At 69.9% G+C, this 25196-nt stretch carries 27 protein-coding genes and 1 pseudogene; 15 read left to right on the top strand and 13 right to left on the bottom strand.

Translation table 11 applies throughout. The features are described 5' to 3' along the window. The first annotated feature begins 7 nt into the window (after nucleotides 1–7). The 4 genes from QC180_RS21735 to QC180_RS21720 all read left to right on the top strand — a co-directional run bounded on the left by QC180_RS21735 (nucleotide 8) and on the right by QC180_RS21720 (nucleotide 3529). Complete coding sequence (locus tag QC180_RS21735) at nucleotides 8–382, top strand: DUF742 domain-containing protein (protein ID WP_019044950.1); 375 nt, start codon at nucleotides 8–10, stop codon at nucleotides 380–382. Next, on the top strand, nucleotides 363–965 hold the full coding sequence (locus QC180_RS21730) for a GTP-binding protein (protein WP_019044951.1): 603 nt from the start codon (nucleotides 363–365) through the stop codon (nucleotides 963–965). The genes QC180_RS21735 and QC180_RS21730 overlap by 20 nt, the downstream gene beginning before the upstream one ends. 104 nt (nucleotides 966–1069) lie before the next feature. Continuing rightward, nucleotides 1070–2581, top strand: coding sequence for a carboxyl transferase domain-containing protein (locus QC180_RS21725; RefSeq protein WP_474646509.1), 1512 nt, complete (start codon nucleotides 1070–1072; stop codon nucleotides 2579–2581). 93 nt (nucleotides 2582–2674) lie between these two features. Further along, the gene (locus QC180_RS21720) at nucleotides 2675–3529 is read left to right on the top strand and encodes an aldo/keto reductase (protein ID WP_278264633.1); all 855 of its coding nucleotides are present in this window, start codon (nucleotides 2675–2677) and stop codon (nucleotides 3527–3529) included. On the opposite strand, the gene QC180_RS21715 is transcribed toward QC180_RS21720, so the two are convergent. Beyond that, the gene (locus QC180_RS21715; protein ID WP_278264632.1) at nucleotides 3510–4628 is read right to left on the bottom strand and encodes an NAD(P)-binding domain-containing protein; all 1119 of its coding nucleotides are present in this window, start codon (nucleotides 4626–4628) and stop codon (nucleotides 3510–3512) included. The genes QC180_RS21720 and QC180_RS21715 overlap by 20 nt on opposite strands. A gap of 90 nt (nucleotides 4629–4718) precedes the next feature. On the opposite strand from QC180_RS21715, the gene QC180_RS21710 reads away from it, so the two are divergent. The 5 genes from QC180_RS21710 (at nucleotide 4719) to QC180_RS21690 (ending at nucleotide 9422) form a co-directional block, all read left to right on the top strand. Continuing rightward, the gene (locus QC180_RS21710; RefSeq protein ID WP_278264631.1) at nucleotides 4719–5447 is read left to right on the top strand and encodes an enoyl-CoA hydratase; all 729 of its coding nucleotides are present in this window, start codon (nucleotides 4719–4721) and stop codon (nucleotides 5445–5447) included. Further along, nucleotides 5447–6580: an MBL fold metallo-hydrolase gene (locus tag QC180_RS21705; RefSeq protein WP_278264630.1), complete on the top strand. Its 1134-nt coding sequence runs from the start codon at nucleotides 5447–5449 to the stop codon at nucleotides 6578–6580. The genes QC180_RS21710 and QC180_RS21705 overlap by 1 nt, the downstream gene beginning before the upstream one ends. Nucleotides 6581–6607: 27 nt before the next feature. Then, the gene (locus QC180_RS21700; RefSeq protein WP_278264629.1) at nucleotides 6608–6862 is read left to right on the top strand and encodes an antitoxin; all 255 of its coding nucleotides are present in this window, start codon (nucleotides 6608–6610) and stop codon (nucleotides 6860–6862) included. Nucleotides 6863–6910: 48 nt separating this feature from the next. Next, a complete protein-coding gene (locus tag QC180_RS21695; RefSeq protein ID WP_278264628.1) occupies nucleotides 6911–9169 on the top strand; it encodes an ATP-dependent DNA ligase in 2259 nt (752 codons plus the stop codon). Between the two features lie 73 nt (nucleotides 9170–9242). Beyond that, a complete protein-coding gene (locus tag QC180_RS21690) occupies nucleotides 9243–9422 on the top strand; it encodes an antitoxin (protein ID WP_278264627.1) in 180 nt (59 codons plus the stop codon). Between the two features lie 153 nt (nucleotides 9423–9575). On the opposite strand, the gene QC180_RS21685 is transcribed toward QC180_RS21690, so the two are convergent. From QC180_RS21685 to QC180_RS21655, 7 genes are all read right to left on the bottom strand, one after another. Continuing rightward, the gene (locus QC180_RS21685; protein ID WP_278264626.1) at nucleotides 9576–10214 is read right to left on the bottom strand and encodes a DUF8020 domain-containing protein; all 639 of its coding nucleotides are present in this window, start codon (nucleotides 10212–10214) and stop codon (nucleotides 9576–9578) included. A gap of 213 nt (nucleotides 10215–10427) precedes the next feature. Beyond that, nucleotides 10428–11105: a DUF1345 domain-containing protein gene (locus QC180_RS21680; protein WP_278264625.1), complete on the bottom strand. Its 678-nt coding sequence runs from the start codon at nucleotides 11103–11105 to the stop codon at nucleotides 10428–10430. A gap of 48 nt (nucleotides 11106–11153) precedes the next feature. Further along, nucleotides 11154–11894, bottom strand: coding sequence for an energy-coupling factor transporter transmembrane component T family protein (locus tag QC180_RS21675; RefSeq protein WP_278264624.1), 741 nt, complete (start codon nucleotides 11892–11894; stop codon nucleotides 11154–11156). Beyond that, nucleotides 11891–13975, bottom strand: a complete 2085-nt coding sequence (locus QC180_RS21670; protein ID WP_278264623.1) for an ABC transporter ATP-binding protein — start codon at nucleotides 13973–13975, stop codon at nucleotides 11891–11893. The genes QC180_RS21675 and QC180_RS21670 overlap by 4 nt, the downstream gene beginning before the upstream one ends. A 201-nt stretch (nucleotides 13976–14176) precedes the next feature. Beyond that, nucleotides 14177–14956, bottom strand: a complete 780-nt coding sequence (locus tag QC180_RS21665) for a metallophosphoesterase (RefSeq protein ID WP_278264622.1) — start codon at nucleotides 14954–14956, stop codon at nucleotides 14177–14179. Between the two features lie 174 nt (nucleotides 14957–15130). Continuing rightward, entirely contained in the window at nucleotides 15131–15895 is a 765-nt protein-coding gene (locus QC180_RS21660) for an RluA family pseudouridine synthase (protein WP_278264864.1), read from the bottom strand. 50 nt (nucleotides 15896–15945) lie between these two features. Then, on the bottom strand, nucleotides 15946–16941 hold the full coding sequence (locus QC180_RS21655; RefSeq protein WP_474646508.1) for an adenylate/guanylate cyclase domain-containing protein: 996 nt from the start codon (nucleotides 16939–16941) through the stop codon (nucleotides 15946–15948). 196 nt (nucleotides 16942–17137) lie between these two features. Here QC180_RS21655 and QC180_RS21650 point away from each other — a divergent pair, with 196 nt between their 5' ends. Next, the gene (locus QC180_RS21650; protein ID WP_278264620.1) at nucleotides 17138–17995 is read left to right on the top strand and encodes an NAD(P)-dependent oxidoreductase; all 858 of its coding nucleotides are present in this window, start codon (nucleotides 17138–17140) and stop codon (nucleotides 17993–17995) included. Here QC180_RS21650 and QC180_RS21645 read toward each other — a convergent pair. Continuing rightward, the gene (locus tag QC180_RS21645; protein WP_278264619.1) at nucleotides 17992–18456 is read right to left on the bottom strand and encodes a hypothetical protein; all 465 of its coding nucleotides are present in this window, start codon (nucleotides 18454–18456) and stop codon (nucleotides 17992–17994) included. The two genes, QC180_RS21650 and QC180_RS21645, sit on opposite strands and share 4 nt — an antisense overlap. Before the next feature lie 124 nt (nucleotides 18457–18580). Between QC180_RS21645 and QC180_RS21640 the strand changes: the two are divergent. Next, nucleotides 18581–19238 (top strand): annotated as a pseudogene (locus QC180_RS21640) (GAP family protein). A gap of 18 nt (nucleotides 19239–19256) precedes the next feature. Continuing rightward, nucleotides 19257–20954 carry a SulP family inorganic anion transporter gene (locus QC180_RS21635; RefSeq protein ID WP_278264863.1) on the top strand — a complete coding sequence of 566 codons (1698 nt, stop codon included), beginning with the start codon at nucleotides 19257–19259 and terminating at the stop codon, nucleotides 20952–20954. Here QC180_RS21635 and QC180_RS21630 read toward each other — a convergent pair. After that, the gene (locus QC180_RS21630) at nucleotides 20936–22051 is read right to left on the bottom strand and encodes a Fic family protein (RefSeq protein ID WP_278264618.1); all 1116 of its coding nucleotides are present in this window, start codon (nucleotides 22049–22051) and stop codon (nucleotides 20936–20938) included. The genes QC180_RS21635 and QC180_RS21630 overlap by 19 nt on opposite strands. Nucleotides 22052–22221: 170 nt before the next feature. On the opposite strand from QC180_RS21630, the gene QC180_RS21625 reads away from it, so the two are divergent. Next, a complete protein-coding gene (locus QC180_RS21625; protein WP_278264617.1) occupies nucleotides 22222–22731 on the top strand; it encodes a pyridoxamine 5'-phosphate oxidase family protein in 510 nt (169 codons plus the stop codon). Here the strand turns inward: QC180_RS21625 and QC180_RS21620 are convergent. Further along, the gene (locus QC180_RS21620; protein WP_278264616.1) at nucleotides 22665–23432 is read right to left on the bottom strand and encodes a MerR family transcriptional regulator; all 768 of its coding nucleotides are present in this window, start codon (nucleotides 23430–23432) and stop codon (nucleotides 22665–22667) included. The genes QC180_RS21625 and QC180_RS21620 overlap by 67 nt on opposite strands. Nucleotides 23433–23493: 61 nt before the next feature. Here QC180_RS21620 and QC180_RS21615 point away from each other — a divergent pair, with 61 nt between their 5' ends. Together QC180_RS21615 and QC180_RS21610 are read left to right on the top strand one after the other, a co-directional pair. Then, the gene (locus QC180_RS21615) at nucleotides 23494–23931 is read left to right on the top strand and encodes a DUF6194 family protein (protein ID WP_278264615.1); all 438 of its coding nucleotides are present in this window, start codon (nucleotides 23494–23496) and stop codon (nucleotides 23929–23931) included. Nucleotides 23932–24082: 151 nt separating this feature from the next. Then, a complete protein-coding gene (locus tag QC180_RS21610; protein ID WP_278264614.1) occupies nucleotides 24083–24367 on the top strand; it encodes a hypothetical protein in 285 nt (94 codons plus the stop codon). Nucleotides 24368–24456: 89 nt separating this feature from the next. Here QC180_RS21610 and QC180_RS21605 read toward each other — a convergent pair whose 3' ends face one another. Both QC180_RS21605 and QC180_RS21600 read right to left on the bottom strand, forming a co-directional pair. After that, complete coding sequence (locus QC180_RS21605) at nucleotides 24457–24777, bottom strand: DMT family transporter (RefSeq protein ID WP_278264613.1); 321 nt, start codon at nucleotides 24775–24777, stop codon at nucleotides 24457–24459. Nucleotides 24778–24816: 39 nt separating this feature from the next. After that, the gene (locus QC180_RS21600; protein WP_278264612.1) at nucleotides 24817–25173 is read right to left on the bottom strand and encodes a DMT family transporter; all 357 of its coding nucleotides are present in this window, start codon (nucleotides 25171–25173) and stop codon (nucleotides 24817–24819) included. Nucleotides 25174–25196: the final 23 nt, after the last annotated feature.

Here is a 25196-nt window from a genome sequence, read left to right as displayed (position 1 = left end):
TGGTGGGATGGACATAGACGATCACCGCATGGGGAGCGCCGAGCCCAGCCTCGTTCGCCCGTACTCACTGACTGCCGGTCGCACCAGACCGGCGGTCGAGTTGGCGCTGGAGGCACTCGTCGCATCGCATCCGGTCGCCATGGAGCGGCAGTTCGAACTGAACAACCTCGAAACGTCCATCGTGGAGTTGTGCAGGCAATCGCCGTCCGTTGCCGAGATAGCTGCCCAATTGGGTATACCGATCGGTGTAGCGCGGGTTCTCGTCGCCGACCTCATCGAGGCCGGTCACGTGCGAGTCTCGGCGACTTTGAAAGACGATTCCAGCGACGATGAACGTCGCGAGCTGATCGAAAGGGTTCTCAGTGGACTCCGGCGTATTTGATTCGACGGCGCAGGTCGACACCCGCACGAGCAAGCCGACTTCGGCGAAGATCGTTGTCGCCGGTGGCTTCGGTGTCGGTAAGACCACGTTGGTCGGTGCGGTGTCGGAGATCGTTCCGCTGCGCACCGAGGCGCTGGTCACCAACGCCAGTACCGGAATCGACAACCTGACCGGTATTCCGATGAAGTCGACCACCACGGTGGCGATGGACTTCGGCCGTATCAGCCTCGCCGACGACCTGGTCCTGTACCTGTTCGGCACGCCCGGCCAGTACCGGTTCTGGTTCATGTGGGACGACCTGATCCGCGGCGCCATCGGTGCCGTGGTGCTGGTCGACACCCGCAGGCTCGAGGACAGCTTCGCCGCCGTCGACTACTTCGAGGCGCGCGGTCTGCCGTTCCTGGTGGCGCTCAACGAGTTCGACGACGCCCCCAAGTACCCGCTCGAGGACATCCGCCAGGCCCTGGCCGTCCCCGCCGACGTCCCGATCATGTCGATCGACGCCCGTCGGCGGGAGCCCGCCAAGCAGGCCCTGGTCTCCTTGACCGAGTACGCCCTGCGCAAGGTCATGCAGGGCTACTGACCCACGGGATCCGGGGCTGCCGCGATGAAGGCCGCAGCCCCGCCTTTCGTGTGCCCGCGGTGAGCCGCGCCGTCCATCGGTCCCGCTAGGCTCTGCCCGTGCGTATGTCGGCGAATGAGCTGCTCGGGCAGTTGCTCGATTCCGGGACCTTCGTGAGCTGGGATCGGCCCCCGGTCGAGCCCCCGATCACCCCGCGCTACCGCCAGGAGCTGGTGGACGCCGCCGTGCGCGCGGGGACCGACGAGTCCGTGCTCACCGGTGAGGGTCTGTTGCGTGGTCGCCGGGTGGCGGTGATCGCGTGTGAGTTCGCGTTCCTGGCCGGGTCGATCGGGGTCGCCGCGGCCGAGCGGATCGTGTCGGCGGTGGAGCGCGCGACCGAACTGGGTCTGCCGCTGATCGCCTCCCCGACCTCCGGTGGCACCCGGATGCAGGAGGGCACCGTCGCGTTCGTGCAGATGGTGAAGATCGCGGGCGCGGTCACCGTGCACAAGGCCGCCGGATACCCCTACCTCGTCTACCTGCGTGATCCGACCATGGGCGGCGTGTTCGCCTCGTGGGGATCGCTGGGGCACATCACCTTCGCCGCGCCCGGCGCGCTCATCGGCTTCCTCGGACCGCGCGTCTACGAGGCCCTCTACGGCAAGCCGTTCCCGCCCGGCGTGCAGACGGCCGAGAACCTCTATCGCAACGGCGTGATCGACGGCGTGGTGCCGGTGGAGGTGTTCCGCCGCATCGCACATCGCGCGCTGAGTGTGGCCAGTGGCACGGTGATGCCGGTGTCGGCCGAGCCGGGATGGGCCGCGCCCGTGCTGAGTCCGGTGTCGGCGGCGAATCCCGCCGCGAGCGCGTGGGATTCGGTGCTGAGTACCCGCCGTCCCGGGCGGCCCGGCATTCGCGACCTGTTACGCCATGTGACACACCGGGTTCCGCTCAGCGGTACCGGGCAGGGCGAATCCGATCGCACCGTCGTGCTGGCACTGGCCCGCTTCGGTGGACAGCCCTGTGTCGTGTTCGGCCACGACCGATCCGGCCAGCGCGGCGAACACACCATGGGCCCGGCCGCATTACGCGAAGCGCGGCGCGCGATGGCACTGGCCCAGGAACTGCGCCTGCCGCTGGTGCTGGTGATCGACACCGTCGGCGCGGCACTGTCGAAGGAGGCCGAGGAGCGCGGCCTCGCGCCCGAAATCGCCCGCTGCCTGGCCGATCTCGTCACCCTCGACACCCCGACGGTCTCGATCCTGCTCGGTCAGGGCACCGGCGGCGGCGCCCTGGCGCTGCTACCCGCCGACCGGGTGCTGGCCGCCGGACACGGCTGGCTGGCGCCGCTGCCGCCCGAGGGCGCCAGCGCGATCGTCTTCCGCGATACCGAGCACGCGCCGGAACTGGCCGACGCCCAGGGCATTCGGGCGATCGACCTGCACCGCGACGGTGTGGTCGACCGTATCGTCGGCGAATACCCCGACGCCGCAGTCGAACCCGTCGCCTTCGCCCGGCGCGTGGTGCTGGCCGTCACCGAGGAACTCGCTGCCCTGCGCGCCACCGCGCCCGCCGAGCTGCGCGCCCTGCGCCGGGTGCGCTACCGCCGGATCGGGCTCACCGGGGTGGTCTACTGACCGGCGCCCCGGTTCGTGCCCCATCTCGACTCGGGGGAAACACGCAGGTCGGCGTCGTTGACGGTACGGCGAAGCACTTCTACGGTCGGAAGGGTGACCTTCCGTAGCGCAAGCAGCCTCGTTCCCACCATCGTGCTCAACGACGGGAACGTGATCCCGCAGCTGGGGTTCGGCGTGTTCCAGGTGCCCGCGGAGGACGTCACCGGAGTGGTGGCCGAGGCGTTGAAGGTCGGCTACCGCAGTATCGACACGGCCGCGGTCTACGGAAACGAGGAAGGCGTAGGCCGCGCCATCCGTGAGTCGGGGATCCCGCGCGACGAGATCTACCTGACCACCAAGCTGTGGAACGCCGACCAGGGCTACGACTCCACGCTGCGCGCCTTCGACGCCAGCATGAAACGTCTGGGCCTGGACTATTTGGACCTGTATCTCATTCACTGGCCGGTGCCCTCGGCCGGTCGCTACGTCGACACCTTCCGCGCGTTCCAGGCACTGAAGGCGCAGGGCCGCGTCGGCTCGATCGGCGTCTCGAACTTCCGGGTGATCGACCTCGAGACCCTGATCGCCGACGCGGGGGAGACCCCGGCGGTCAACCAGATCGAACTGCACCCCACCCTGTCCCAGCGCGACCTGCGCCAGTACGGCGCCAACCACGCCATCGCCACCGAGGCGTGGAGCCCGCTCGGGCAGGGCACCCTGCTGGACAACCCCACCATCACGAGCATCGCCGAGGAACTCGACCGCACGCCCGCTCAGGTGATCATCCGCTGGCACCTGCAGCTGGGCAATATCGTCATCCCCAAGTCGGTGACGCCCTCGCGCATCGCCGAGAACTTCGACGTGTTCACCTTCGAACTCGACGCCGCGGCGATGGAGGCGATCAACCGCCTCGACAAGGGCACCCGCGTGGGCCCCGATCCGGGCACCTTCAGCGCCGGTCTGGAGTGATCCCGAGGTAGTCGGTGAGTTCGGCGGCCGCGGCCCGTCCGGCCCGGTTGGCGCCGATCGTGCTGGCCGAGGGCCCGTAGCCGATCAGGTGGACGCGCGGGTCGACCGCGACCTGGGTGGCCAGCCGCCCGGTCATGGTGATCCCGCCGCCCGGCCCGCGCAGGCGCAGCGGCGCCAGATGGTCCAGCGCGCTGCGGAAGCCGGTCGCCCACAGGATGACATCGGCGGCCTGGAACCGCCCGTCGGCCCAGCGCACCCCGTCGGGCTCGATCCGCTCGAACATGGGCAGCCGGTCCAGCGCGCCACGATCGCGGGCGGCCCGCAGCCGGTCGTCGAGCGGCAGACCGGTCACCGAGACCACCGAACCCGGTGGCAGTCCGCGCCGGACGCGGTCCTCCACGAGCGCCACCGCGTCGCGGCCGTCCTGCTCCACGAACGGTGTCTCCCGCCAGCGCGGCTCGGTTCTGGTGACCCACGTGGTGGAGGTCACCTGGGAGATCTCGTCGAGCAACTGCACGGCCGAGATCCCGCCGCCGACCACCACCACGTGCTGGCCCGCGAACTCGTCCGGGGTGCGGTAGTCGCGGGTGTGTAGTTGCCGTCCGGCGAACTCGCCCGCGCCCGGATACACCGGGATGAACGGGTGTTCCCAGGTGCCGGTGCCGTTGATCAGGCCGCGCACCCGCAGGGTGTCCGCGCCCTCGGTCTCCACCCGCAACACCTCGCCACGGCCCGCGCAGGTCTGCCCGTCGGCGGTCCGGTCACAGACCACCCGCACCGAGACCTGACGGTGAACACGCAGGTCGAAGCGCTTTTCGTAGAGTTCGTAATAGTGCGGCACGGCAGTCGCGGCGGGCGCGGACTCCGATCCGGCGGGCAGGGTCTCGGCGAAGGACATCCCGGGCAGATCGTGCACGCGGTTCACCGTGGTGAGCGTGAGCGAGGGCCAGCGGAACTGCCAGGCGCCGCCGGGGCCGGGCGCGTGGTCGACGATCAGGAAGTCGCGTTCGGGCACCAGCCCCCGCCTGCGCAGGTGGTACCCGGCCGACAATCCGGCCTGGCCCGCGCCGATCACCAGGATGTCGAAGTCGGTCGCCACAGCCGCCGATGCTATCGCCTTGCGGGGCGTCGACCCCGGCCTGTGGCAAAGTGAAGACATTCAGTGAACCCGTCCTTCTGGGGAGGATCCATGCTCGGCGTGACCCGCGACGGTGACGTGATCACGATCGAATTGCAGCGCGAACAGCGCCGCAACGCGCTCAACGAGGACCTGGTGGGCCAGCTGCGCGCCGCGATGCTCGACGCGGTCGACCAGGGCGCCCGCGTCATCGTGCTGACCGGCCGCGGTCCCATCTTCAGCGCCGGTGCCGACCTGACCGGCGTGTACTCCGAGTCGTTCCTGTCCGGGCTGCTCGACATGCTGCACACCATCGAATCGCTTCCGGTGCCGGTGATCTCGGCGATCAACGGCGGCGCGCTCGGCGCGGGCGTGCAGCTGGCCCTGGCCTCGGACCTGCGGGTGATCGAACCCGACGCCTACATCGCGGTGCCCGCCGCCAAGCTGGGCATCTCGGTGGACCGCTGGACGGTGAGCCGACTGGTCTCACTGATCGGCGGCGGCCCGGCCCGCACCATCCTGCTCGGGGCCGAATCGGTCTCGGCCGCCGACGCCTACGCCTACGGCTTCGCCAACAAGCTGGGCACGCTGGCCGATGCCAAGGATTGGGCGAAATCCATCGCCGCGCTGGCCCCGCTGTCGCTGCGGGCGATGAAGCTCATGCTCAACGACGACGGCACCAGGGCACCGGCCAGCGCGATCCAGCAGGCCGCGCTGGAAGCCGCCTGGACCAGTGACGACGCGAAGGAGGGTCGATTGGCTCGGCAGGAGAAGCGTCCCGCGAAATTCGTGGGCCGGTGATGAGCCTCGCGCGCGTCGCGGGGTCGGTGGCGAGCTCGCTCGGGCTCGCCTGGGTGGCGCGCGCGGTGTGGGGTCTGCCCACCGCGCTCGGCGCCGGGCCGTCGGCCATCGAGCCGACCGCCCTGGGCAAGTCGTCCTATCGGGACGGCCGTTTCCACAACACCGAACCCAGCAGCATGCTCGCGGCCGGTGCCGCGCCGTCGCTGCTGTGGTCCGGGCTCACCAAGGGCAGGGTCGGCAGGCCGGGCAAACCGGTGCCGCTGGTCACGCCCGCTGTCCCCGAGCAGGCCGCCGAGCTGGCGGTCACCTGGTACGGGCACGCCAGCGCGCTGATCGAACTCGACGGCTACCGCGTGCTGGCCGACCCGGTGTGGAGCGAGCGGGTCTCGCCGTCACCGCTCATCGGCCCGGCCCGGCTGCATCCGGTCCCTGGTGCGCTGGCCGCGCTGCCCAGCGTGGACGCGGTGATCATCTCCCACGATCACTACGACCACCTGGACAAGGCCACCGTCGACGCGCTCGTGCGCGGTCAGCTGGCCCCCTTCGTGGTGCCCACCGGCATCGGTGCGCACCTGCGGCAGTGGGGTGTGCCCGAGTACCGGATCATCGAGCTGGACTGGGGTGGCTCGGTCTCGGTCGGGCACGACAAGGACGATCGCGGCCTGACCATCACCTGCGCCGAGGCCAGGCACTTCTCCGGTCGCGGCCTGGTCCGCAACACCACGCTGTGGGCGTCCTGGGCGCTGGCCGGGCCCATCAAGCGGGTGTACTTCGGCGGCGACACCGGCTACACCAAGGCGTTCGCGCAGGCGGGCGCGGTGCTCGGGCCGTTCGATCTGACGCTGCTGCCCATCGGCGCCTACGACGAACGCTGGACCGATGTGCACATGAATCCCGAGGAGGCGGTGCGTGCGCACGCCGACCTGTGCCTGGGTGATCCGGGCTACGGGCTGCTGGTCCCGATCCACTGGGCCACCTTCAACCTGGCCTTCCACCGCTGGGCCGAACCCGTCCGGCGGCTGGTCGCGGCCGCCGACGCGGCCGGTACGGCGATCGTCGTGCCCAAGCCGGGCCAGCGGGTGGTTCCGAATGACCTCCCGCCACGGGTTTCGTGGTGGGAAGATGTGGAGTGACCCTCCTCGCGAAAGGAATTTCGGCAGATGAGTCTCGTGGATACCTTGAAGGGCCTGCTCGGTAAGGGCAAGGACGCCGCCGCCCAGAACGCCGACAAGATCAACGACGCGGTCGACAAGGCCGGTTCGTTCATCGATGAGAAGACCGGCGGCAAGTACAGCGACAAGATCGAAAAGGGCAAGGACGCGGCCAAGAAGGTCGTGCCGCCGCAGCAGCCCGGCACCGGTCAGGGACCGGCCACCGGCGGTCCCGCGCCGACCGATCCGGGGCCGAAGGCCTGATTCGGTGCGCGGGGGCCGGGTTTCGGTCCCCGCCGCCGAACCGCGTCGATGGTCCGCCGCGAGTTCCGGGGGTCACCGGGTGAACCGGGTATCGAGGTCGAGCTCAGCAACCTCGACAAGGTGCTGTACCCGGAGACCGGAACGACCAAAGGTGAGGTGATCGCCTACTATTCGGCGATCGCCCCGGCGATGCTGCCCCACCTGGTCGGGCGGCCGGTCACCCGCAAGCGGTGGCCCAACGGCGTGGACCACGCCGACTTCTTCGAGAAGAACCTGCCCGAGCACGCGCCCGCCTGGATCCACCGGGTCGCGATGGAACACTCCAGCCGTCGCGTGGTGTATCCGGTGATCGACTCCGAGGCGGGGCTGGCCTGGCTGGGACAGCAGGCCGCGCTGGAAGTCCATGTGCCGCAATGGCGTTTCGACGGCGAACAGCGCGGGCCCGCCACCAGGATCGTCTTCGACCTCGACCCGGGACCGGACGCCGGACTGGCCGAGTGCGCGCGGGTGGCGCTGGCCGTGCGTGACATGGTCGCCGGGATCGGTCTGCGGGCGTTCCCGGTGACCAGCGGTAGCAAGGGCATTCATCTCTACGTGCCACTGGACCGCGTCATGAGCTCCTCCGGCGCGTCGACCGTGGCCAAGCAGGTGGCCACCAATCTCCAACAGCTGCACCCGGATCTGGTGACGGCGACCATGGCCAAGGCGGCGCGCACCGGCAAGGTGTTCCTCGACTGGAGTCAGAACAACGCCGCCAAGACCACCATCGCCCCGTACTCGATGCGCGGCCGCGCCCACCCACACGCCGCCGCCCCCCGCACCTGGGCCGAGATCGAAGACGTGGATGCCCTGCGCCAGTTGCGTTTCGACGAGGTGCTGGCCCGCTGGCAGGCCGACGGCGACCTGCTCGCTGCCCTCGATCCACCCCTGGCCGACGCCCTCACCAAGTACCGCAGCATGCGCGATCCGGATCGCACGCCCGAACCGGTCCCCGCCGCCACACCGGCGCCCGGCCCCGGCAACCGCTACGTCATCCAGGAACACCACGCCCGCCGCCTGCACTGGGACGTGCGCCTCGAACACGAGGGCGTCCTCGCCTCCTGGGCCGTGCCCAAGGGCCCGCCGACCGAGCCGAAACACAACCGCCTCGCCGTGCGCACCGAGGACCACCCGATGGAGTACCTGGACTTCCACGGCACCATCCCCAGGGGCGAATACGGCGCGGGGGAGATGACCATCTGGGATTCGGGCACCTACCTCACCGAGAAGTGGCGCGAGGACGAGGTGATCGTCGAACTCGACGGCGAGCGCCTGCACGGCCGCTACGCCTTCATCCAGACCAAGGGTGACCAGTGGCTCATGCACTACATGCGCGACCAGACCCGCCGGGAACCGGTGTCGGACAACGGTTCCGGCACACTTCCGCGTGGCCTGTCGCCCATGCTCGCCACCGCGGGTGAGGTGACCGGCCTGTCGGCGCGGGACTGGGCCTTCGAGACCAAGTGGGACGGCTTCCGGGTGATCGTCGAGATCGAGGACGGCACCGTCACCGTGCGCAGTCGGGCCGGGAACACCGTCACCGCGCGGTATCCGCGCATGGCCGCCCTCGGTCAGGAACTGGCCGGGCACCGCGTGGTGCTCGACGGTGAGGCGGTGGTCCTCGACGACGCGGGCCTGTCGGATATCTCGGCGCTCCAGGCGGATTCGGCGCGGGCGATCTTCGTCGCCTTCGATGTGCTGCACCTGGACGGCACCTCGCTGCTGCGCAAGAGATACACCGATCGCCGGGCCGTGCTCGAGGCGCTGGGCAAGCTGGCTCCGTCGATGAATGTGTCCACGCTGCTGGATGGTTCGGGCGCGGAGGCGATGGCCGACAGTCGCGACCAGGGGCAGGAGGGCGTGGTCGCCAAGCGGCGCGACTCGGTGTATCAGCCGGGCAAGCGGGCCCACACCTGGCTCAAGGAGCGCAACTGGCGGACCAGGTACGTGGTGGTGGGCGGGTGGCGGCGCAGCGAGAAACGGCAGTTCAAGTCGCTGCTGCTGGGTATTCCGCACGAGAACGGGCTGGTCTACGTGGGCCGGGTGGGCACCGGTTTCGGGGACGAGCAGGCCGCACGCATCGCCACCGAACTGGGGCGACTGCGGCGCGAGACGTCACCGTTCGTCAACGAGCTGACCGCCGACGAGCGGCGCGACGCCCAGTGGGTGGACCCTGAACTCACCGGCACCGTGCGCTTCCAGGCGTGGACCGACACCGGCAGGCTGTGGCATCCGGTGTGGGACGGTGTGACCGGTTCGCGCCGCTGAGCCCTGTCCACGAAAGCTGTGGTGTTGCTAGGGTGATCGCGTTGGAGCGGTTGGACACAGCGAGGAGTGCACGGTGGATTTCAAGAACCTGGCGGGCAAGGCGATGGATCTGGCGGCCAAGAACGCCGACAAGGTGGACGGCATCATCGACAAGGCCGGTGATGTGGTCGACGCCAAGACCGGCGGGAAGTTCGCGGGCCAGGTCGATTCCGCGCAGGAAGCGGCCAAGAAGGCTGTGCGCGAACAGCACTGATCTGCCCCGGCGGACCGGCCGCCACCGGTCCGCCGGATCAGCGTGCCGAGAGTTTGCCCGATGGTCTTTCGCGGGCCTCGGCACGTCTTTCCGCAGGGCACTCCCGTGCCGGGCCGGTGGTAACGCCCGGCACGAGAGTGACTGGGGCACAGGTCAGCTGGTCTGCTGCGCCCACTGGGTGGTGCCGGGCGGGGCGGCCAGGGTGTTGATCAGGTCCAGGCCCGCCACGATCAGCGTGGGACCACCGACGACCAGGCTGCCGATGATGCCGCCGATGCTGGCCCCGGTGATGAAGCCGGGAATCGCGCCGACGCCACCGGCCGCCGCGCCGACGACCAGGCCGATCACCGCGCCGATGGCCATGCCGACGAAGCTGCCGACCGCAGTGGCCAAGCCGAAGGTCGAGGCGAAGTTCGCCTGTGCCGCATAGTTTTCCGCGGGCGAGGCGACCGGCGTGAGATTGGGTTTCGCGAGGGCCACGTCCTTCACGGCGGTGATCTCCAGAACGGTCTGGTTCTGGCTCACCGCGTGCGGCAGCGGGTACTCGAGGCTGCCGTCGCGCACCGACAGCGGCAGGGCGACCACGGCGGCCCCCGCCTGATCACGGATCTCGACCCCGTTGCCGGTGAGCTCGAAAGTCCCGTTGGTCAGGGTGGTGACGACCTTGTTGCCGACCAATTCCGTGCGGTAGTCGACATTGGGAGTGACCGGATCGGCATGGGAGATGCCGGTTCCGACCAGCGCTGCCGCGAGCGCTGGGATGGCGACCGCGGCGATCTTACGGATGATCATGTGTACGTTCCCATCTGGTTCATCAGGTGACGTGCCAAACGAATTGACGTGCCCGAACGAAAGCGCCGCGGTCGTGGCTCCCCCGAGAACCGAGTGACGGCGCGTACAGCGGTCCAGCTCGAATTATCGGTTGAACCATAGCCCGCTGTGGGGTTGCCGACAGGCGGAATCGGATTTTAAACCTGAGATCTCTCATAGATAATTGCTATGAGGTCAGTGCAGGATGTTGATCGCCCGTGAGATGACCAGCGTGGCGATGACCAGCGAAATCGCCGACTGCGCCAGCATCACGCTCTTGCACCAGCGCGAGAGCGGCAGCACGTCGGCGGGGGCGAACGACGCGGCATTGGTGAAGGAAAGATACAGGTAGTCCAGGTATTCCGGCCGCCAGTCCGGGTCGGTGGTGGGCGGGTCCTGCATCTGCGGGAACAGGAAGTCGGGGACGGGTTGCCGACCGTTGGCTCGGGCCGCCGGGCCGCCGCGATCGAACTCCCAGTACCAGAGCGAGAAGGCGATCACGTTCGTGGCCCAGATCAGCGCACCGCTGCCGAGCAGCGTGGTCGCGTCCTGCTCGGTCTGGCTCACGACGATGGTGTGCACCAGCCGCAGCGCCGACAGCGCGGTGGCGACGCTGATCAGCCCGGCCAGCACCAGGCTCAGTCCGCGGATCCAGCGTTCCTCCCGATCCATCCGGCTCGGGTTGGCGATCAACAGGATCAACAGCACGCCCAGTTCCAGCGCGGGCAGCGCCCACGCGGGCGCGGGCAGGAACTCGTTGGGCAGCAGCACCTGCACCACGATGATCCCGAGGATGGCGCCGGTCGCGGCGAGCCGGGACTCACCCTCGGTGGGTCGCTGCCAAGCCGGTATCGCGTGCTCGCTGTCGGTCACGCGAGTCAGTATCGCCCGGCGCGCGGGCGGTGGCCGGGAGGTCGGGCCTCAGAGCGCCGTGCCCAGCGCCACCCCGCCCGCGCACACCGCCACGACGATCAGCAGCGCGATCACATCGGCGCGGCCGGGTCTGCTCGGATGCGCGGTGAGCATGCCGGTGCCGCCGCGCGCGGTGATGGCCTCGCCGAGTTCGCCCGCGCGGCGCGAGGCCACCGCCATGCACGCGGTGAGGATGTCGATGAGCGGATTCTGGTCGGCGGCGCGATGGATCAGGTTGTCCTTGGGGCGCAGCTTGCGGGCCGCGCGCAGCACCCGGATCTCGTCGAGCAGCAGCGGCAGACCGCGCAGGGTGAGCGCCACGACCACCGCCCACTCGTCGACCGGCAGGCCCAGCTTGCGCAGGGGCGCACCGAGTTTGGCGAGCGCGGGCGCCACTTCGCCCATGGGTGTGGTGTAGGCGATGAGGAACGACGCGGCCACCAGCACCATGCCGAAGACGAACACCTGCGCGTAGCCGAGCAGCGCCTTGGTGCCGATCGGCGCGTTGATCAGCGCGCCGACGGCGACCAGTCCCCAGAACCACCACGGCAGCCGGGGCAGGGTGCGGATCGGCAGGCGCGCGGCAACCCAGATCACCACCAGGAACGCGATGATCAGTCCGAGCACCGGCCACATCGGCAGGAACATCAGCAGCAGGCTGATCAGGAACGCGGCGATCATCTTGGTCCCGGCCCAGAGCCGGTGCACGACGCTGTCGACCGGGACCTCGCGCAGCAGAACGGTGCTCATCGGATCCCCGGTTCGTTGTGTGATGGATGGTCCAGGCGCCAGACCGGATCGCGGCCCGCCGCCGCGGTGACCGGCTGACGCGCGGTCTCGGCGATCACCCCCGAGTCCAGATGCACCGTGCGGTCGCACACCGCCGCCATATCGCTCACGTCGTGCGAGATGACGATCAGCGTGAGCCCCGAATCCCGCAGTCGGGCCAGCAGTTCCACGATTTCCGCGCGTCCCTGCGGGTCCAGGCCAGCGAGCGGTTCGTCCAGGACCACCACCTGGGGATGGCTGGCGACCATGGCGGCCAGCACCACCCGCTTGGCCTGGCCGCCGCTGAGTTCCTCGATCGAGCGCGCGGCGAGCCCGCGATCGAGACCGACCGCGTCCAGGGCCTTGCCGACCGCGCCGGACCCGGTCGCCCGGCCGCCCCAGTCGGCGATCTCGGCGCCGACGGTCTGCTTCTGCAATTGCAGCCGGGAGTGCTGGAAGGCCAGCGCGATATCGCCGATCTTCTTGTCCACCGGGGCGCCGCGCAGCGTGCAGCGGCCCTCGCTCGGGGCCACCAGTCCGGCCATGATCCAGGCCAGCGTCGATTTGCCCGAACCGTTGCCACCGACGATCAGCAGCGCCTCACCCTGGCGCACCGACAGGTCGACGCCGTGCAGCGCGGGCGCCTCCCACGGCGTGCCGCGGTTGTAGGTGTGGCGCACCCCGGACAGCTCCAGGATGGGCTCGCCCATCGGGCGTCGACGCTGGTCGCGCGCCGGTTGCGGCCAGCTGGCCAGGTGCGCGACCATCCGGCCGTCGGCCAGGTGGATCACCCGGTCGGCGGCGCTGGCGTCGGCTTCGTGATGGGTCACCAGGACGACGGCGGTGCCGTGGCGGCGGGGGAGTTCGGCCAGCAGGGCGACCAGGTCGCGGCGGCCGTCGGGGTCGATCATCGAGGTCGCCTCGTCGGCGATGAGCAGGGCGGGGCGGCGGGCCAGGGCCGCGGCCACCGCGAGCCGCTGCTGCTGGCCACCGGACAGCGTCGCGGTCTCGCGCGCGCCCATCCCGGCCAGGCCGACCTCGGCCAGCAGGCCGTCCACGTCCACCTCACCCGCCAGCTCGGCCGACAGGCCCCACACCACGTCGTCGGCCACCGAGACGCCGAGGGTCTGGCTCTCGGGACGTTGCAGCACCAGCGCGGTGCCGCCGAGTTCGCCCAGCCCGGCCGAGCCGGGACGCTGCACGGTGCCGGTCGTGGGCGGTCGACCGGCCAGCACGCGGGTCAGCGTCGACTTGCCGGACCCGTTGTGGCCGACGACGGCGACGAACTCGGCGGGCCGGATGGTGAGCTCGATGCCGGACAGCGCGTCGGAGCTCGCGCCCGCGTACCGGTAGCCGACCTCGTGCAGGCTGACCGGCAGCGGCGCGACCGGGCGGTCGTCGGCGGGGGCGTCGAGGCGGTCGCTGCCGGGTAGCCAGGCCAGCCGGTCCAGCACCGAGCCGAGGACGAACCACGAGATGATCGCGCTGGTCACCACGCCCAGCGCCACCGAAGCGCCGATATAGAGCCACCACCAGCGCAGCACCGCGTCGGTCGCCTCGGCCGCCATCCGACCCAGCGGTTCGAGCTGGGACTGGCGGGCCGCCAGGTTCTGGATGCCCTGGGCGGTATTGCGGATGGCGTCGAAGAACAACTGCCTGGTCCGGCTGAACAGCAGCAGCGTGCCGACGGTGAACAGCGACCAGCCGAGCCCGGCCACCACCGACCACGCCAGCACGGTCGGCAACCCGCCGCCGCGCCGCTTCACGGTGCCGATGATCCCGGCCAGGGTGGCCGCGCCCAGCACGCCGAGGGCGGGCATGATGCCCGCCGCCACGAAGGTGACCAGGGTGGCGGCGATGGTGGCGGTGGCCAGGGCGCGCAGGCGATAGCGGTGTGCCAGCAATCCCAGGGGTACCGCCGCGACCAGCTGGAGGGCGGCGGCCATCGGGACCAGCGAACCCACGGTGATCAGGCCGACGGTGAGACCGGCCATGACCGCGGCGGTCGCCAGTTCGATGGGGCGTAGGGGTCCGCGGATCTGGGCCACGGGCGTGTCTGTCACGCGTCCAGTCTGCCAGGAGGGGCTGTGTGGACGGTGAGAGCTGCGGTGGGGGTTGTGTGGAGAACCTGTGTACCGACCCAGGGGGGGTATACGGCTGTGTTTTTGGAGCGCTGGCGCGCTCGAGTCGCGGCCCGGGCCGCGACCGGCCGACTTCGTCGGCCGCCGCTCCTCGGGGTCGCGGGTGCGGGGTTGGGAGTGTGGTCAGGCGGGGGGCTCCGAGAGCCATCCGCCCATGGCTACCGTGCGGAAATGGGTTGTCAGGCCGAAGGACTCGTCGATGACGTGCAGGGCGATCGCGGGGTCGGGGGCGTAGTCCATGACGCGGTGGGGTGGGGTGACCTCCCAGGTGCCGCCGAGGACCGAGGCGGTGCTGGGGCAGGTGATCATGGGTTTGCCCGCGAAGGTGGTGGCGATGGGGGAGTGGGCGTGGCCGGTGAGGGTGCCGACGATGCGCGCGTCACCGGCGACGACGGCGGCCAGGCGGCCGGGGTCGGCCAGCGCGATGACGTCGACGATCGGGCTGAACAGGGGCTTCGGGGGGTGGTGCAGGGCCAGCAGGATGGGGCCGTCGGCGGGGGCTTCGGCCAGGGCGGTGCGCAGGAAGTCGTAGGTGTCCTCGTCGAGGCGGCCGCTCGGTTCGCCGGGAATGCTGGAGTCGAGCATGAGCACGGTCAGCGGGCCGACGCGGTGGGCGCTGTTGACGGGGGTGGCGCTGGCGGGTTCGCCGAGGAATTCCGCGCGCAGGGCGGCGCGGTCGTCGTGGTTGCCGGGCAGCACGTGCACGGGGATCTCGGAGCGCAGGGCCAGGCGGGCCTCGGCGTACTGTTCGGGCTTGCCGGAGTCGGTGAGGTCACCGGTCACGAGGATCACGTCGGGCCTGCGTGGCAGCTCCGCCAGGTAGCCCATCACCGCCTCCACCCGTTCGGTGTTGCGTGTGCTGAGGTCGAAGTGGGTGTCGCTGAGCTGAGCCGCCAGGATCATCGGCAGTCGCTTTCTTCTCTGGGATCGCTCCGTTGCGTCAGAGTGCGCCGGTATGACTCATCGGCACCCATCCAGGCTAGATGACCTGCGCTTATCCGTCTCCATGAGCCGCGCCACCACCCGAAACCAGACCCCCGGTCTGTGACGCTGGTCACCGGACGGTCGAGGGCTCGGCTACGGCTCGGCGATCAACTCGGACGCGGTGCGCAGTAGTTCGGCGCCCTTGTCGGGGTCGTCGGTGAACGGCGTCCAGAAGTCGGGGCCCGGAGTCGCCTCGAGGGCGAGCACGGGCGGTGTCAGCCAGTCGGCGTCGAGGGTCAGCCGCCAGGAGTGCAGGTGGGTGCGGGGGTGGGTGGCGGTGCGGTCGAAGAGGGGGTCGCCGAGGATCGGATGACCGATCCAGGCCAGCTGGACGCGGATCTGGTGCCGTCGCCCGGTGACCGGTTCGACCGCGAGCAGCGCGTGCTCCCCGTGCCGCGCGACGGTGACGAAACGGGTCAGCGAGGGGTAGTTCTTGGCGGGCAGCAGATCCGCCTCGTCGACGTACCAGCGATCGCCCGCGCGCCGGATCGCCTCGCGCTGCGCCGCGATGCGCACCCGGTTCTTGCGGCCCACACTCAACGGCAGATCGATCTCGCCGCGATCGGGCAGCTGCGCCCCCGACACGATCGCCAGATACCGCTTGCGCGCTGTCTGCTTGTTGAACTGCCTGGTCAGCTGCCCGTGCGCGGCCAGCTCGGTCGCCAGCAGCACCAGCCCGGAGGTCACCTTGTCGATCCGGTGCACCGGATACAGCTGTGTCCCGGCGGTACGCGCCAGCTCCACCAGATCGGTGTCGTGCCGCTCCCCGGTCACCGAGATCCCGGCGGGCTTGTTCAGCGCGAGCACCGCGTCGTCGGCGAATACCGTGCACCGCTCGCGCACGCCGTCCCAGTCCATCTCCACCCGCATACCCTAGGCAACGGTGTCGTCGCGCCGCACGTTCGCGGTCATGCCGAACGCAGGCGGTGCGGGCGCAGGCGGTTGAAGCCGCGGACGCGGACGCTGCGCAGGTGACGGATGGCGAACTCCGGGTGGTCGTCGAGGGCGGCCGCGGCGGCGTCGTCGATGAGGATGTTGCCGGGGCGGGCCACGCCGGTGAGCCGGGCGGCGATATTGACCACCGACCCGTAGAGATCGCCGAAACGTTGCAGCACCTCGCCATAGGCCATGGCCACCCGCAGTTCCGGGGTACCGCCGACCAGCATGGTCGACTCCTGGATGGCCAGCGCGATGCGGGCCGCGTCGACGGCGGTCTCGGCGGCGAACATCACCTCGTCGCCCACGTTCTTGATCACCCAGCCGCCGTTGTCGGTGATCGCCGAGGTGGTGGTGGACTCGAAAGCCTCCAGCAGCGTGGACAATTCGTCGGGATGCAGATGCCTGGTCAGCCGGGTGAAACCGACCATGTCGGCGAAACCGACGGCCAGCGTGCGCAGCGAACCCTCGGTGGCGGCGCCGGTCTCGTCCATCACGCGCGCCGCCGCGGCCGCCAGATGCCTGCGCCACACATACGCCTGCAACTGCTCGATCCCGGCCAGTGTCGCCGCGGTGGCGGCGGTGACCCGTTCATCGAGCGGGATGGCCGGATCGGCGTCGGCGACGCGCGCCTTGATCTCGGCGATCACCAGGTCGGCCTGCCATTCGGCCAGTCGGGCCATGCCCTGACCGATGGTCCGCGCGGCCGCGGCCTGCTGCCGGAGTCCGGACGCGGCCACCACCTTCATACTGCGGAAACCGGTGACGGCGGTGATGTCGAGTTCGGTGTAGTCGACCTGATCGTCGTCGGTGGCTGGGAACCCCAGCGCCGTCCACAGCCGCCGCGATTCGGCCTCGGGCACCCCGGACCGCTCGCCCACCTGTGTGCGCGTATAGATCCGTGGTCCACCGAGCAGGGCCTCGTCCACCCGGCGCTGCACCAATTCGGTCATTTCGGCGTCCGACATACGCAAACTCTACGACGCCCACCCGGCACCCCGGCGATCCTCGCGTCGACCCTGGACACTTCACAGCCGCCCGACCTCGTCGCTTACCCGAAAGTGCGCAACTGACGGGCAAAGTGCGTACTTGTGGGCTCGCGCGGTGGGCACCGAGACTCGGGTCAGCGGAGATCGCCGGATCTCCCGGACGATCGGAGTCGGGATGAACAAGTCGGTGACCGTGCTCGGTACCGGGTCGATGGGCAGCGCCCTGGCCGCCGCGCTGCTCGCGGCCGGATACCGCACCCACCTCTGGAACCGGACCGCGCAGCGCACCGCGCCCCTGGTCGCCGCGGGCGCGACCGCGCACCCCACCAGCGCCGAAGCCGTCGCCGCGAGCCCGCTGACCATCGCGGCCATGACCAGCTTCGACGCGACCCGCGATAGCCTGCCCGCCGATGCGCTGGCCGGGCGCGACCTCATCACCCTCAACAGCGGAACACCCGCCCAGACAAGGGAATTCGCGCGCTGGGCGCAGTGCGGTGGCGCTCGCTATCTGGGCGGCGCGATCAAGAATGTCCCCGCGGCCGTGGGTGATCCGGACACGCTGCTGTATTTCGGTGGCGAGCGGCAGGTCTTCGACGACCATCGCGACACGCTGCGGGTCTTCGGTGGTGATCTCGAATTCCTCGGTCCCGAACCGGATCTGGCCGCCCTCTACGAGTCCGCCGTCGGCGCGACCCTGCTCCCGGCGCTGCTCGGTTTCGTGGAGGGCGCGGCGGTGCTGGCCGCGCGCGGACTGCCCGCGCGCAGCATGGTCGAGCATTCGGTGAAGTGGCTGCGGATGATCGAGTCGATCCTGCCGGTGCTGGCCGAGGAGATCGACAGCGCCGACTACACCCGGCTGGGGTCCTCGGTCGCGCTGTTCCACACCGCGACCGAGGACGACCGCGCGCTCGCCGCCGAAACCGGCGTCGACCTGTCCTGGCACGCCCCGATGCACGACCTGCTGGGCCGCGCGGTCGCGGCGGGGCGTGGCGAACAGAGCGTCACCGCGCTGTTCGAGCTGATCAGGGCCTAGCGCAGCACGGCGTAGGTGGCCGCGAGCACGAAGCCGTGCTCACCGACCTCGCAGCTGACCGTCCCCTGGTAGCCGACCCCGCAGGTGGTGTTCTCCAGCGTGATCCGGTGGCCCTCCGGCAGCACTTGGGCGTCCGGATGGGTGAAGGTCGGTTCCTCCGAGGCCACGAACCGCGCGGGCTCGACGATGCCCACGCGCACCTGGTTGGTGCCCTCGGGCGCGTCGATCGGCACCGCGTCGCAGCCGGACGGGCCGTTGTTCCAGTAGATGGCGCAGTGGCGGCCGTCGGGTGTGCTGAAGAAGACGGTGCCCGCGTGTTCGGGGCCGGGCACTTGGAAGTCGACGGGGTCCAGCGGGGTGTAGTCGTCGAGCTCCGATTGCGCGGTGGCGGGTCCGGCCGCCGCCAGTCCGACGGCCAGCGCGACCCCGGATACCGCGGCGAGCATGGATCGATACGACATAAGACGTCCTCCCTCGATCTCGTGTACCTGATATTTCGCCTTGCTCACGAACTCTGTTAACGCACGCCGATCTCACCCACAACGTGTGACGCGCGAGTACCCACCCACTCCTAGCGTGAACCGCATGGGCTCAGTCATCGGTGATCTGCTGCCGCTGGCGGTGGGTGTGGCGATCTCGCCGATCCCGATCGTCGCGGCCATCCTCATGATCCTGTCGAAGAACGCGGGCGGGGCGGCGAAGGGGTTCGCGGCCGGATGGGTCGGCGGCATTCTGCTCGTCACCCTGGTAGTGACGCTGCTGTCGGGTCTGCTGGGCGATTCGACGGGCAAGGACCCGTCCCCGGCGGCGTCCTTGGATCAAGATCGTGCTCGGCGTGCTGCTGATCGCGCTGGCCGCCGAGCAGCGGAGTTCGCGCGCCGACACCGAGGTGCCCGGCTGGATGCGGGCCATCGACACCCTGACCGTGGTCAAGGCGGCGGGGCTGGGCGCGGTGCTCTCGGCGGCGAACCCGAAGAATCTGCTGCTGTGCGTGTCGGCGGGTGTGGCCATCGGCGCGGGCGGGTTGAGCACCGGTGGCGACATCGTCGCGATCGTGGTGTTCACCCTGCTCGGGTCGGCCACCGTACTCGCGGTGGTGCTCGGTTACGCGCTCGCCGCCGACCGGCTCGGGCCCGTCCTGGACAACGCCCGGCAGTGGTTGCAGGCCAACAACCACGCGGTGATGGCGATCGTGCTGCTGGTGATGGGCGCGGTGGTCGGCAAGGGCGTCGGCGGGCTCTGAAGGGGGTAGCGGGTGCGGGTGTTCGAGTCGCTGCACGGGTATCGGCGCACCTGGATCAGGCCGGATGTGATCGCCGGGCTCACGGTGTGGGCGGTGCTGGTGCCCGAGGCGCTGGCCTATGCCTCGATCGCCGGGGTGCCGCCGGTCGTCGGTCTCTACGCGGCCGTGCCCGCGCTGGTCCTCTACGCGCTGGCGGGCAGTTCGCGGCACCTGGTGGTGGGGCCGATGTCGGCGACGGCCGCGCTCTCGGCCGCGATCATCACCCCGCTGGCCGGTGCCGACGGGGGACGCTACATCGCCCTGTCCACGGCGCTGGCCGTCGCCACCGGCCTCGTCGGGCTGCTGGCCGGGCTGATCCGGCTCGGCTTCATCGCCGCGTTCATCTCCGAACCCGTGCTGAAGGGCTTCATCGTCGGCCTGGCCCTGACCATCATCATCGGCCAGGTACCCAAGCTGTTCGGCGTCCACAAGCACGAGGGCGACTTCTTCGCACAAGCCTGGGGACTGCTGGGGAATCTCGGTGACACCCAGTGGCGCACCCTGCTGATCGGGCTGCTCAGCCTGGCCGTCGTGCTGGGTCTGCGACGCTGGCTGCCGCTGGTGCCCGGCTCGCTGCTGGCCGTGCTGCTCGGCATCGTGACAGTGCAGTTGTTCGATCTCGAGGACAAGGGCGTGGCCATCGTCGGCCATATCGACGCGGGCCTGCCCGCGCTCGGGCTGCCGGGCGGCGTCGGTTTCCACGACTACCTCGACCTGCTCGGCCCGGCCGTCGGCGTGCTGGTGATCGGCTTCGCCGAGGGGCTCGGCGCGGCGAAAACCTATGCCGCCAAGGCGGGTTACACCATCGACCCCAACAGGGAACTGTTCGGGCTCGGCGCGGCCAATCTGGGGTCCGGCCTGGCCTCGGGCATGGTGGTGAACGGGAGCCTGTCCAAGACCGCGGTCAATGGTGGCGCCGGAGCGAAGACGCAGGTCAGCGGACTCGTCGTCGCCGCGCTGACCCTGCTGACGCTGCTGTTCCTGACCGGCCTGTTCGAGAAACTGCCCGAAGCCACGTTGGCGGCGGTGGTGATCGCGGCCGTCATCGAACTCGTCGACATCGCCGCCCTGCGCCGCCTCTACCGCGTCTGGACCCAACTGCTCGGCAGCATCTACGGCCACGCCGCCCGCGCCGATTTCCTCGCCGCGCTGGCGGCCATGTTCGGCGTGCTGCTGTTCGACACCCTGCCCGGCCTGCTGATCGGCGTCGGCGTCTCGATCCTGCTGCTGGTCTACCGCGCCTCCCAACCCCACATCGCCGCCCTGGCGAAATCCGGTGGCCTGTGGGTCGACACGGCCCGCCACTCCGACCTCACCGCCCGCCGCGACCTGCTCGTCGTCCGCGTCGAATCGGGCCTGTTCTTCGCCAACGCCGACTACGTCAAGGACCGCATCCAACAGCTGTGCACCGACGACACCCGCCTGGTCGTCCTGGACGCCGAAACCTCCCCCGGCCTCGACGTCACCGCCGCCCAGATGCTGCTCGACCTCCGCAACGCCCTGGCCCACCGCCGCATCGACTTCCGCATCGCCCGCTCCATCGCCCAATTCGGCGACGCCCTCGGCTCCGCCGAAGCGGGCGACACCCCCATCGGCGTCTACCCGACCGTCGCCGCCGCCACCACCGACCTCCCTGATCACCCCCCGATGAGCCCGACTCAGGGGACGAGTTCGTAGGACGTACTGCGACCCCCGGCAGCGGAACGTCGCAGCGCACCGATCTCGACGAGTTCGTTGATATCGCGCAGCGCGGTGTCCTGCGACGACTTGGTGAGAATCGCCCACTTGCGGCTGGTGAGTTTTCCGTCGAATCCGTCGAGTAGCCGGTTGAGCACGGTGATCTGGCGGCTGTTGAGGACCGTCTGATCCCAGCGACGCCAGAACTTCGCCGTCTGGAGTACGCCGTCGACGTTCTCCTGCGCGGCCACGATCGCGCGCCGGACAGTCTCGAGGAACCAGGTCAGCCAGTCGGTCACATCCAGGGTGCCCTTCTGGGTGCGTTCCAGAATGTCGTAGTAGGCCTTGCGTTCGCGCTGGATCTGCGCGGACACACTGTAGAAGCGCCGCGGGCTGCGGTCCGCGCGAGCCAACGCCAGATCGCCGAGAGCCCTCGCGATACGGCCGTTTCCGTCATCGAAGGGATGGATCGTGACGAACCGCAGGTGTGCCAGACCGGCTTTCACGATCGGGTGATCCGGTGACGTCGCGTCGAACCACGCCGAGAATCGACGCATCTCGGTATCGAGCCGAGCTGCGGGCGGCGCCTCGAAATGCACGCGCTGTCGGCCGTAGGGGCCGGAGACGACCTCCATCGGCCCGGTCTCGTCGGTGCGCCAGCCGCCGACCCGCACGCGGGAGATCCCGGAATATCCGGTGGGGAACAGCCCGGCATGCCAGCCGAACAGTCGTTCGGCGGTGATCGGAAGGTCGTGGTCGATCGTGGCGTCGAGAATCATGTCGACCACTCCGTCCACCCTGCGGTCGGCGGGGATGGTCGCGCCGATATCGACGCCCAGCCTGCGTGCGATCGACGAGCGCACCGACTCCACGTCGAGCAACTCGCCCTCGATCTCGCTGGTCTTCACCACGTCGGCGGTGAGCGCGGCGAGCCCGGCCTGGTCCTGGATCTCCGGTGGCGTATCGGTGAGCCTGCCCAGCAGCTTGCCCTGCGCGTGCGCGACCTCCGCGAGTGGAATGGCGAGGCGCGCGGCGTCGTACCGCAGCGCGGGCCACCCCGGGTCTTCCCAGATGTAGCGCCGACGCCCGGAGTCCATGCGGCGATTGTACGTCCTATTCACCGCATTTTCTGCGGTGAATAGGACTGTCTGCGCCGCGATCGCCTGGTCGTCGTCAGCGGCGGGTGGTGTTCGGTCGTTCGGGTTCGGGGTGGGGCGGGGCTGGGTAGGGTCGGCGCCAAGGGACTCGGATCGGAAGGTGGACAGTGGTGGGAGTCAATCAGCGGGCGGCGGTGCGGATGAGCGAGCAGGAGATCGCGCGATTCCTGGACCGGAGCCGGGTGCTCACGCTGGCCACCCTCGACCGCGAGGGCAAACCGCATCTGACCGCCATGTGGTTCGGGCACATCGACGGGGTGATCTACTTCGAGACCAAGGCCAAGTCGCAGAAGGCGGTGAACCTGCGTCGCGACCCCACCATCACCTGCATGGCCGAGGCGGGCGACACCTACGACCAGCTGCGCGGCGTCGCGATCGAGGGCACCGCGAGCCTGCTCGAGGACACCACCGCCGACGAGTACTGGAAGGCGGCGATCGACATCTACGAACGCTACGTCGGCCCGTACAGCCCCGAGACGCATCCGTTCGTCGAGGCCATGATGAACAAGCGCATCGTGGTGCGCGTCGAACCGAACCGGGTCCGGTCCTGGGATCACCGCAAGCTCGGATTGCCCGCCATGCCGCTGTCGGGCACCACGGCCGAGCCCGCCGAGGACTGAGCCCGCAGCACCGCCGCCAACTCGGCGCCGCCCTCGAGCAGGGCCAGCGAACGCGCGGTGATCGCCGACTCCCTCGCCGTCAACGCACCGTGCAGATCCTCGGACCCGCTCGCCCGCAACAACTCCGGCAGCACCGTGCGCACCAGCGGTATGCGATACCCCGCCTGCCGCAACTGGTGCACGATTCGCGCGTCGCGCACCTGCGCGGGGGAGTAGCGCCGCGCCGTGCCGTCGCGCTCCGGCGTCACGAGACCGCTTGCCTCCCAATGCCGTAACGCCGAGGTCCGGATGCCCAGCGCGTCGGCCAGTTCGGAGATCGTCAGCGCGTCCGAGCGCCGCACCTCGCCGATCGGTTCCGCCGACACCACCGCCGCGGCCCGCACCGCGAGCCCGAGATCGACCCGCTCGGTGTGCAACCGCGCGTGCGCGGCGTCGACCGCCGCCAGCGCCGCGCCCGCCCGCCCGGCCTGCGCCGCCCGCAGAATCATCTTGGCCTCACCCGGCCCCGCCCCGGCCGCCAGCGCCCGATAGGCCAGCGCCGACCGCACATGGATCTCCCGATAGACCCGATGCCCACCCGCCGTCCGCTCGGCCGCGGGCAACACCCCCGCCCGCTCCAGATCACGCACCTGCTGCACGGAATACCCCGCCCGCCGCGCGACATCAGCGGTCCGCCCGACCAGCGAGTTGAGGTTTTCCACGCGAAACCCCCGGACATCGATCGAAAAACCCACACCAGCACATCAATGAGACGCTCGAACCATGACGATAACCGACATCATCGACTACGTCCGCGGCCTCGGCGGCGTCCTCGTCCTGAGCCCCACCGAGGGCAGCGCCCACCCCGAGATCAGCTGGGGCGACACCTTCTTCTACTACGCCCCCGACGGCGAGGTCCCCACCACCACACAACCCTTCGCCACCATCGTCACCAAGAACTACCCCGGCGACGACCGCTCCCGCCTCGACCGCCCCGGCGCCTTCCGCGTCAATATCGCCGTGGGCAGGCGGGCCCTGCGCGACCACGCCACACCCGAGGGCGATCCGAGCGTCCCCGACGTCGTCCACGCCCACCCGCTCTATGCCCCGGCGGGCTGGCTCGCCGTCGTCGACCCGGCTGACCGCACCGCCGACACCGTCCGCGAACTCCTGCGCACCGCCCACGACCGCGCCCGCTCCCGCTACGACCGCCACGCCTGAGCATGCCCGACGACGCGCCGGTCGCTGAAAAGTAGCTGATGCGGTCTCGGCGTCAGTCGGATCACGGTGCGGCGTGGCTCGAACCCGGAGGGGGTACCTTTCGGATACCAGTTCACCAGGGTGTCCGCGTGGTAACCGGGAAGGGGAAACCATGTCCGTCGAGCATCGTTTGCTGGGTGCCGGAGTTCAACCTGTGCGACGAGCCCGCTCGGCGGGCGTCTCGCTCGGCCCCGTCGAACTGATCACCGGCGGGATGCTGCTGACCGCGGCCGGGCTGGCCATGGTCGGCCCGCTGATCGCCGCCGCGCTGATCCGCCGCAACGGCGCGGGCGCGGCCGTCGCGACCATGCCGCTGATCCTGTTGACGATCGCCGTCGTCGCGGCCATCTCGGTCGGCGTCACGATGTTCGTCGCCGCCTACCGCCGCTCGCGCTGAGCCCCGGCCGCGCCCGCGATCACCGCCGACGCGAGCACCGCCGTCACCGGAGCGGTGACGGCGGTGGTGCCGGGCGGGCCGAACCCCGCCTACACACCCGAAGCGATCTTCAAGGTGACCGCGCCGAGGATGATGGCCGCGAACGACAAGACCTTGGGCAGCGTGATCTTCTCGTGGTAGATCACCGCGCCGAGGATCACCGTGCCGATCGCGCCGACGCCGGTCCAGATCGTGTAGCCCACACCCACGTCCAGGGTCTTCAGCGCGAGACTGAGCGTGAAGATCCCGCCCGCCGCCGCCACCAGGGTGAACGCCGACGGCCACAGCCGCGTGAAGCCCTTGGTGGCATTGGTGCCGAGCGCGAAGGCGATTTCGAACAGGATGGCGATGCCGAGGTAGAACCAGGCCATGACAGAACTCCTTGCCGAGAACGAGATGAGGGTGGGGGATCAGGCGGGAACGGCGGCCGGTTCGACCGGCCGGGCGGCGACGGTGTCGGCGATCTTCAACCCGAGCACGCCACCGATGATGAGCACGAAGGCCAGCGCCTTGCCGAGGGTGAGCGTCTCGCCGAAGACGACCGTGGCGAAGGTGACGGTGCCGACCGAACCGATCCCGGTCCACACCGTGTAGCCCACGCCCACGTCGAGCGTCTTCAGGGCGAGGCTCAGGAAGAAGATGCCCGCGCCCGCCGCCGCGGCGGTGAGCAGTGACGGGCCGAGCACGGTGAACCCGTGCGTGGCATTGGTGCTCAGCGCGAACACGACCTCGAAGACCGACGCGACGAGCAGGTAAACCCAGGCCATGAAAACTCCCGAACTAGATGTAT

The sequence above is a fragment of the Nocardia anocheti genome (assembly GCF_029675105.1).
Lineage (GTDB): Bacteria > Actinomycetota > Actinomycetes > Mycobacteriales > Mycobacteriaceae > Nocardia.
Note: the sequence above shows the minus strand (reverse complement) of the source record. Positions and strands in the feature narration are given on the sequence as shown.

What these genes read in the sequence shown, in the direction of transcription:
- QC180_RS21700 (WP_278264629.1), top strand. Translation starts at nt 6,608, where the DNA reads ATGAGTCTCGTGGATACCTTGAAGGGCCTGCTCGGTAAGGGCAAGGAC.
- QC180_RS21660 (WP_278264864.1), bottom strand. Translation starts at nt 15,895, where the DNA reads ATGGACTGGGACGGCGTGCGCGAGCGGTGCACGGTATTCGCCGACGAC.
- QC180_RS21695 (WP_278264628.1), top strand. Translation starts at nt 6,911, where the DNA reads ATGGTCCGCCGCGAGTTCCGGGGGTCACCGGGTGAACCGGGTATCGAG.
- QC180_RS21665 (WP_278264622.1), bottom strand. Translation starts at nt 14,956, where the DNA reads ATGATCCTGGCGGCTCAGCTCAGCGACACCCACTTCGACCTCAGCACA.
- QC180_RS21685 (WP_278264626.1), bottom strand. Translation starts at nt 10,214, where the DNA reads ATGATCATCCGTAAGATCGCCGCGGTCGCCATCCCAGCGCTCGCGGCA.
- QC180_RS21615 (WP_278264615.1), top strand. Translation starts at nt 23,494, where the DNA reads ATGACGATAACCGACATCATCGACTACGTCCGCGGCCTCGGCGGCGTC.
- QC180_RS21710 (WP_278264631.1), top strand. Translation starts at nt 4,719, where the DNA reads ATGCTCGGCGTGACCCGCGACGGTGACGTGATCACGATCGAATTGCAG.
- QC180_RS21655 (WP_474646508.1), bottom strand. Translation starts at nt 16,941, where the DNA reads ATGTCGGACGCCGAAATGACCGAATTGGTGCAGCGCCGGGTGGACGAG.
- QC180_RS21600 (WP_278264612.1), bottom strand. Translation starts at nt 25,173, where the DNA reads ATGGCCTGGGTTTACCTGCTCGTCGCGTCGGTCTTCGAGGTCGTGTTC.
- QC180_RS21630 (WP_278264618.1), bottom strand. Translation starts at nt 22,051, where the DNA reads ATGGACTCCGGGCGTCGGCGCTACATCTGGGAAGACCCGGGGTGGCCC.
- QC180_RS21735 (WP_019044950.1), top strand. Translation starts at nt 8, where the DNA reads ATGGACATAGACGATCACCGCATGGGGAGCGCCGAGCCCAGCCTCGTT.
- QC180_RS21645 (WP_278264619.1), bottom strand. Translation starts at nt 18,456, where the DNA reads ATGTCGTATCGATCCATGCTCGCCGCGGTATCCGGGGTCGCGCTGGCC.
- QC180_RS21725 (WP_474646509.1), top strand. Translation starts at nt 1,070, where the DNA reads ATGTCGGCGAATGAGCTGCTCGGGCAGTTGCTCGATTCCGGGACCTTC.
- QC180_RS21675 (WP_278264624.1), bottom strand. Translation starts at nt 11,894, where the DNA reads ATGAGCACCGTTCTGCTGCGCGAGGTCCCGGTCGACAGCGTCGTGCAC.
- QC180_RS21705 (WP_278264630.1), top strand. Translation starts at nt 5,447, where the DNA reads ATGAGCCTCGCGCGCGTCGCGGGGTCGGTGGCGAGCTCGCTCGGGCTC.
- QC180_RS21605 (WP_278264613.1), bottom strand. Translation starts at nt 24,777, where the DNA reads ATGGCCTGGTTCTACCTCGGCATCGCCATCCTGTTCGAAATCGCCTTC.
- QC180_RS21610 (WP_278264614.1), top strand. Translation starts at nt 24,083, where the DNA reads ATGTCCGTCGAGCATCGTTTGCTGGGTGCCGGAGTTCAACCTGTGCGA.
- QC180_RS21650 (WP_278264620.1), top strand. Translation starts at nt 17,138, where the DNA reads ATGAACAAGTCGGTGACCGTGCTCGGTACCGGGTCGATGGGCAGCGCC.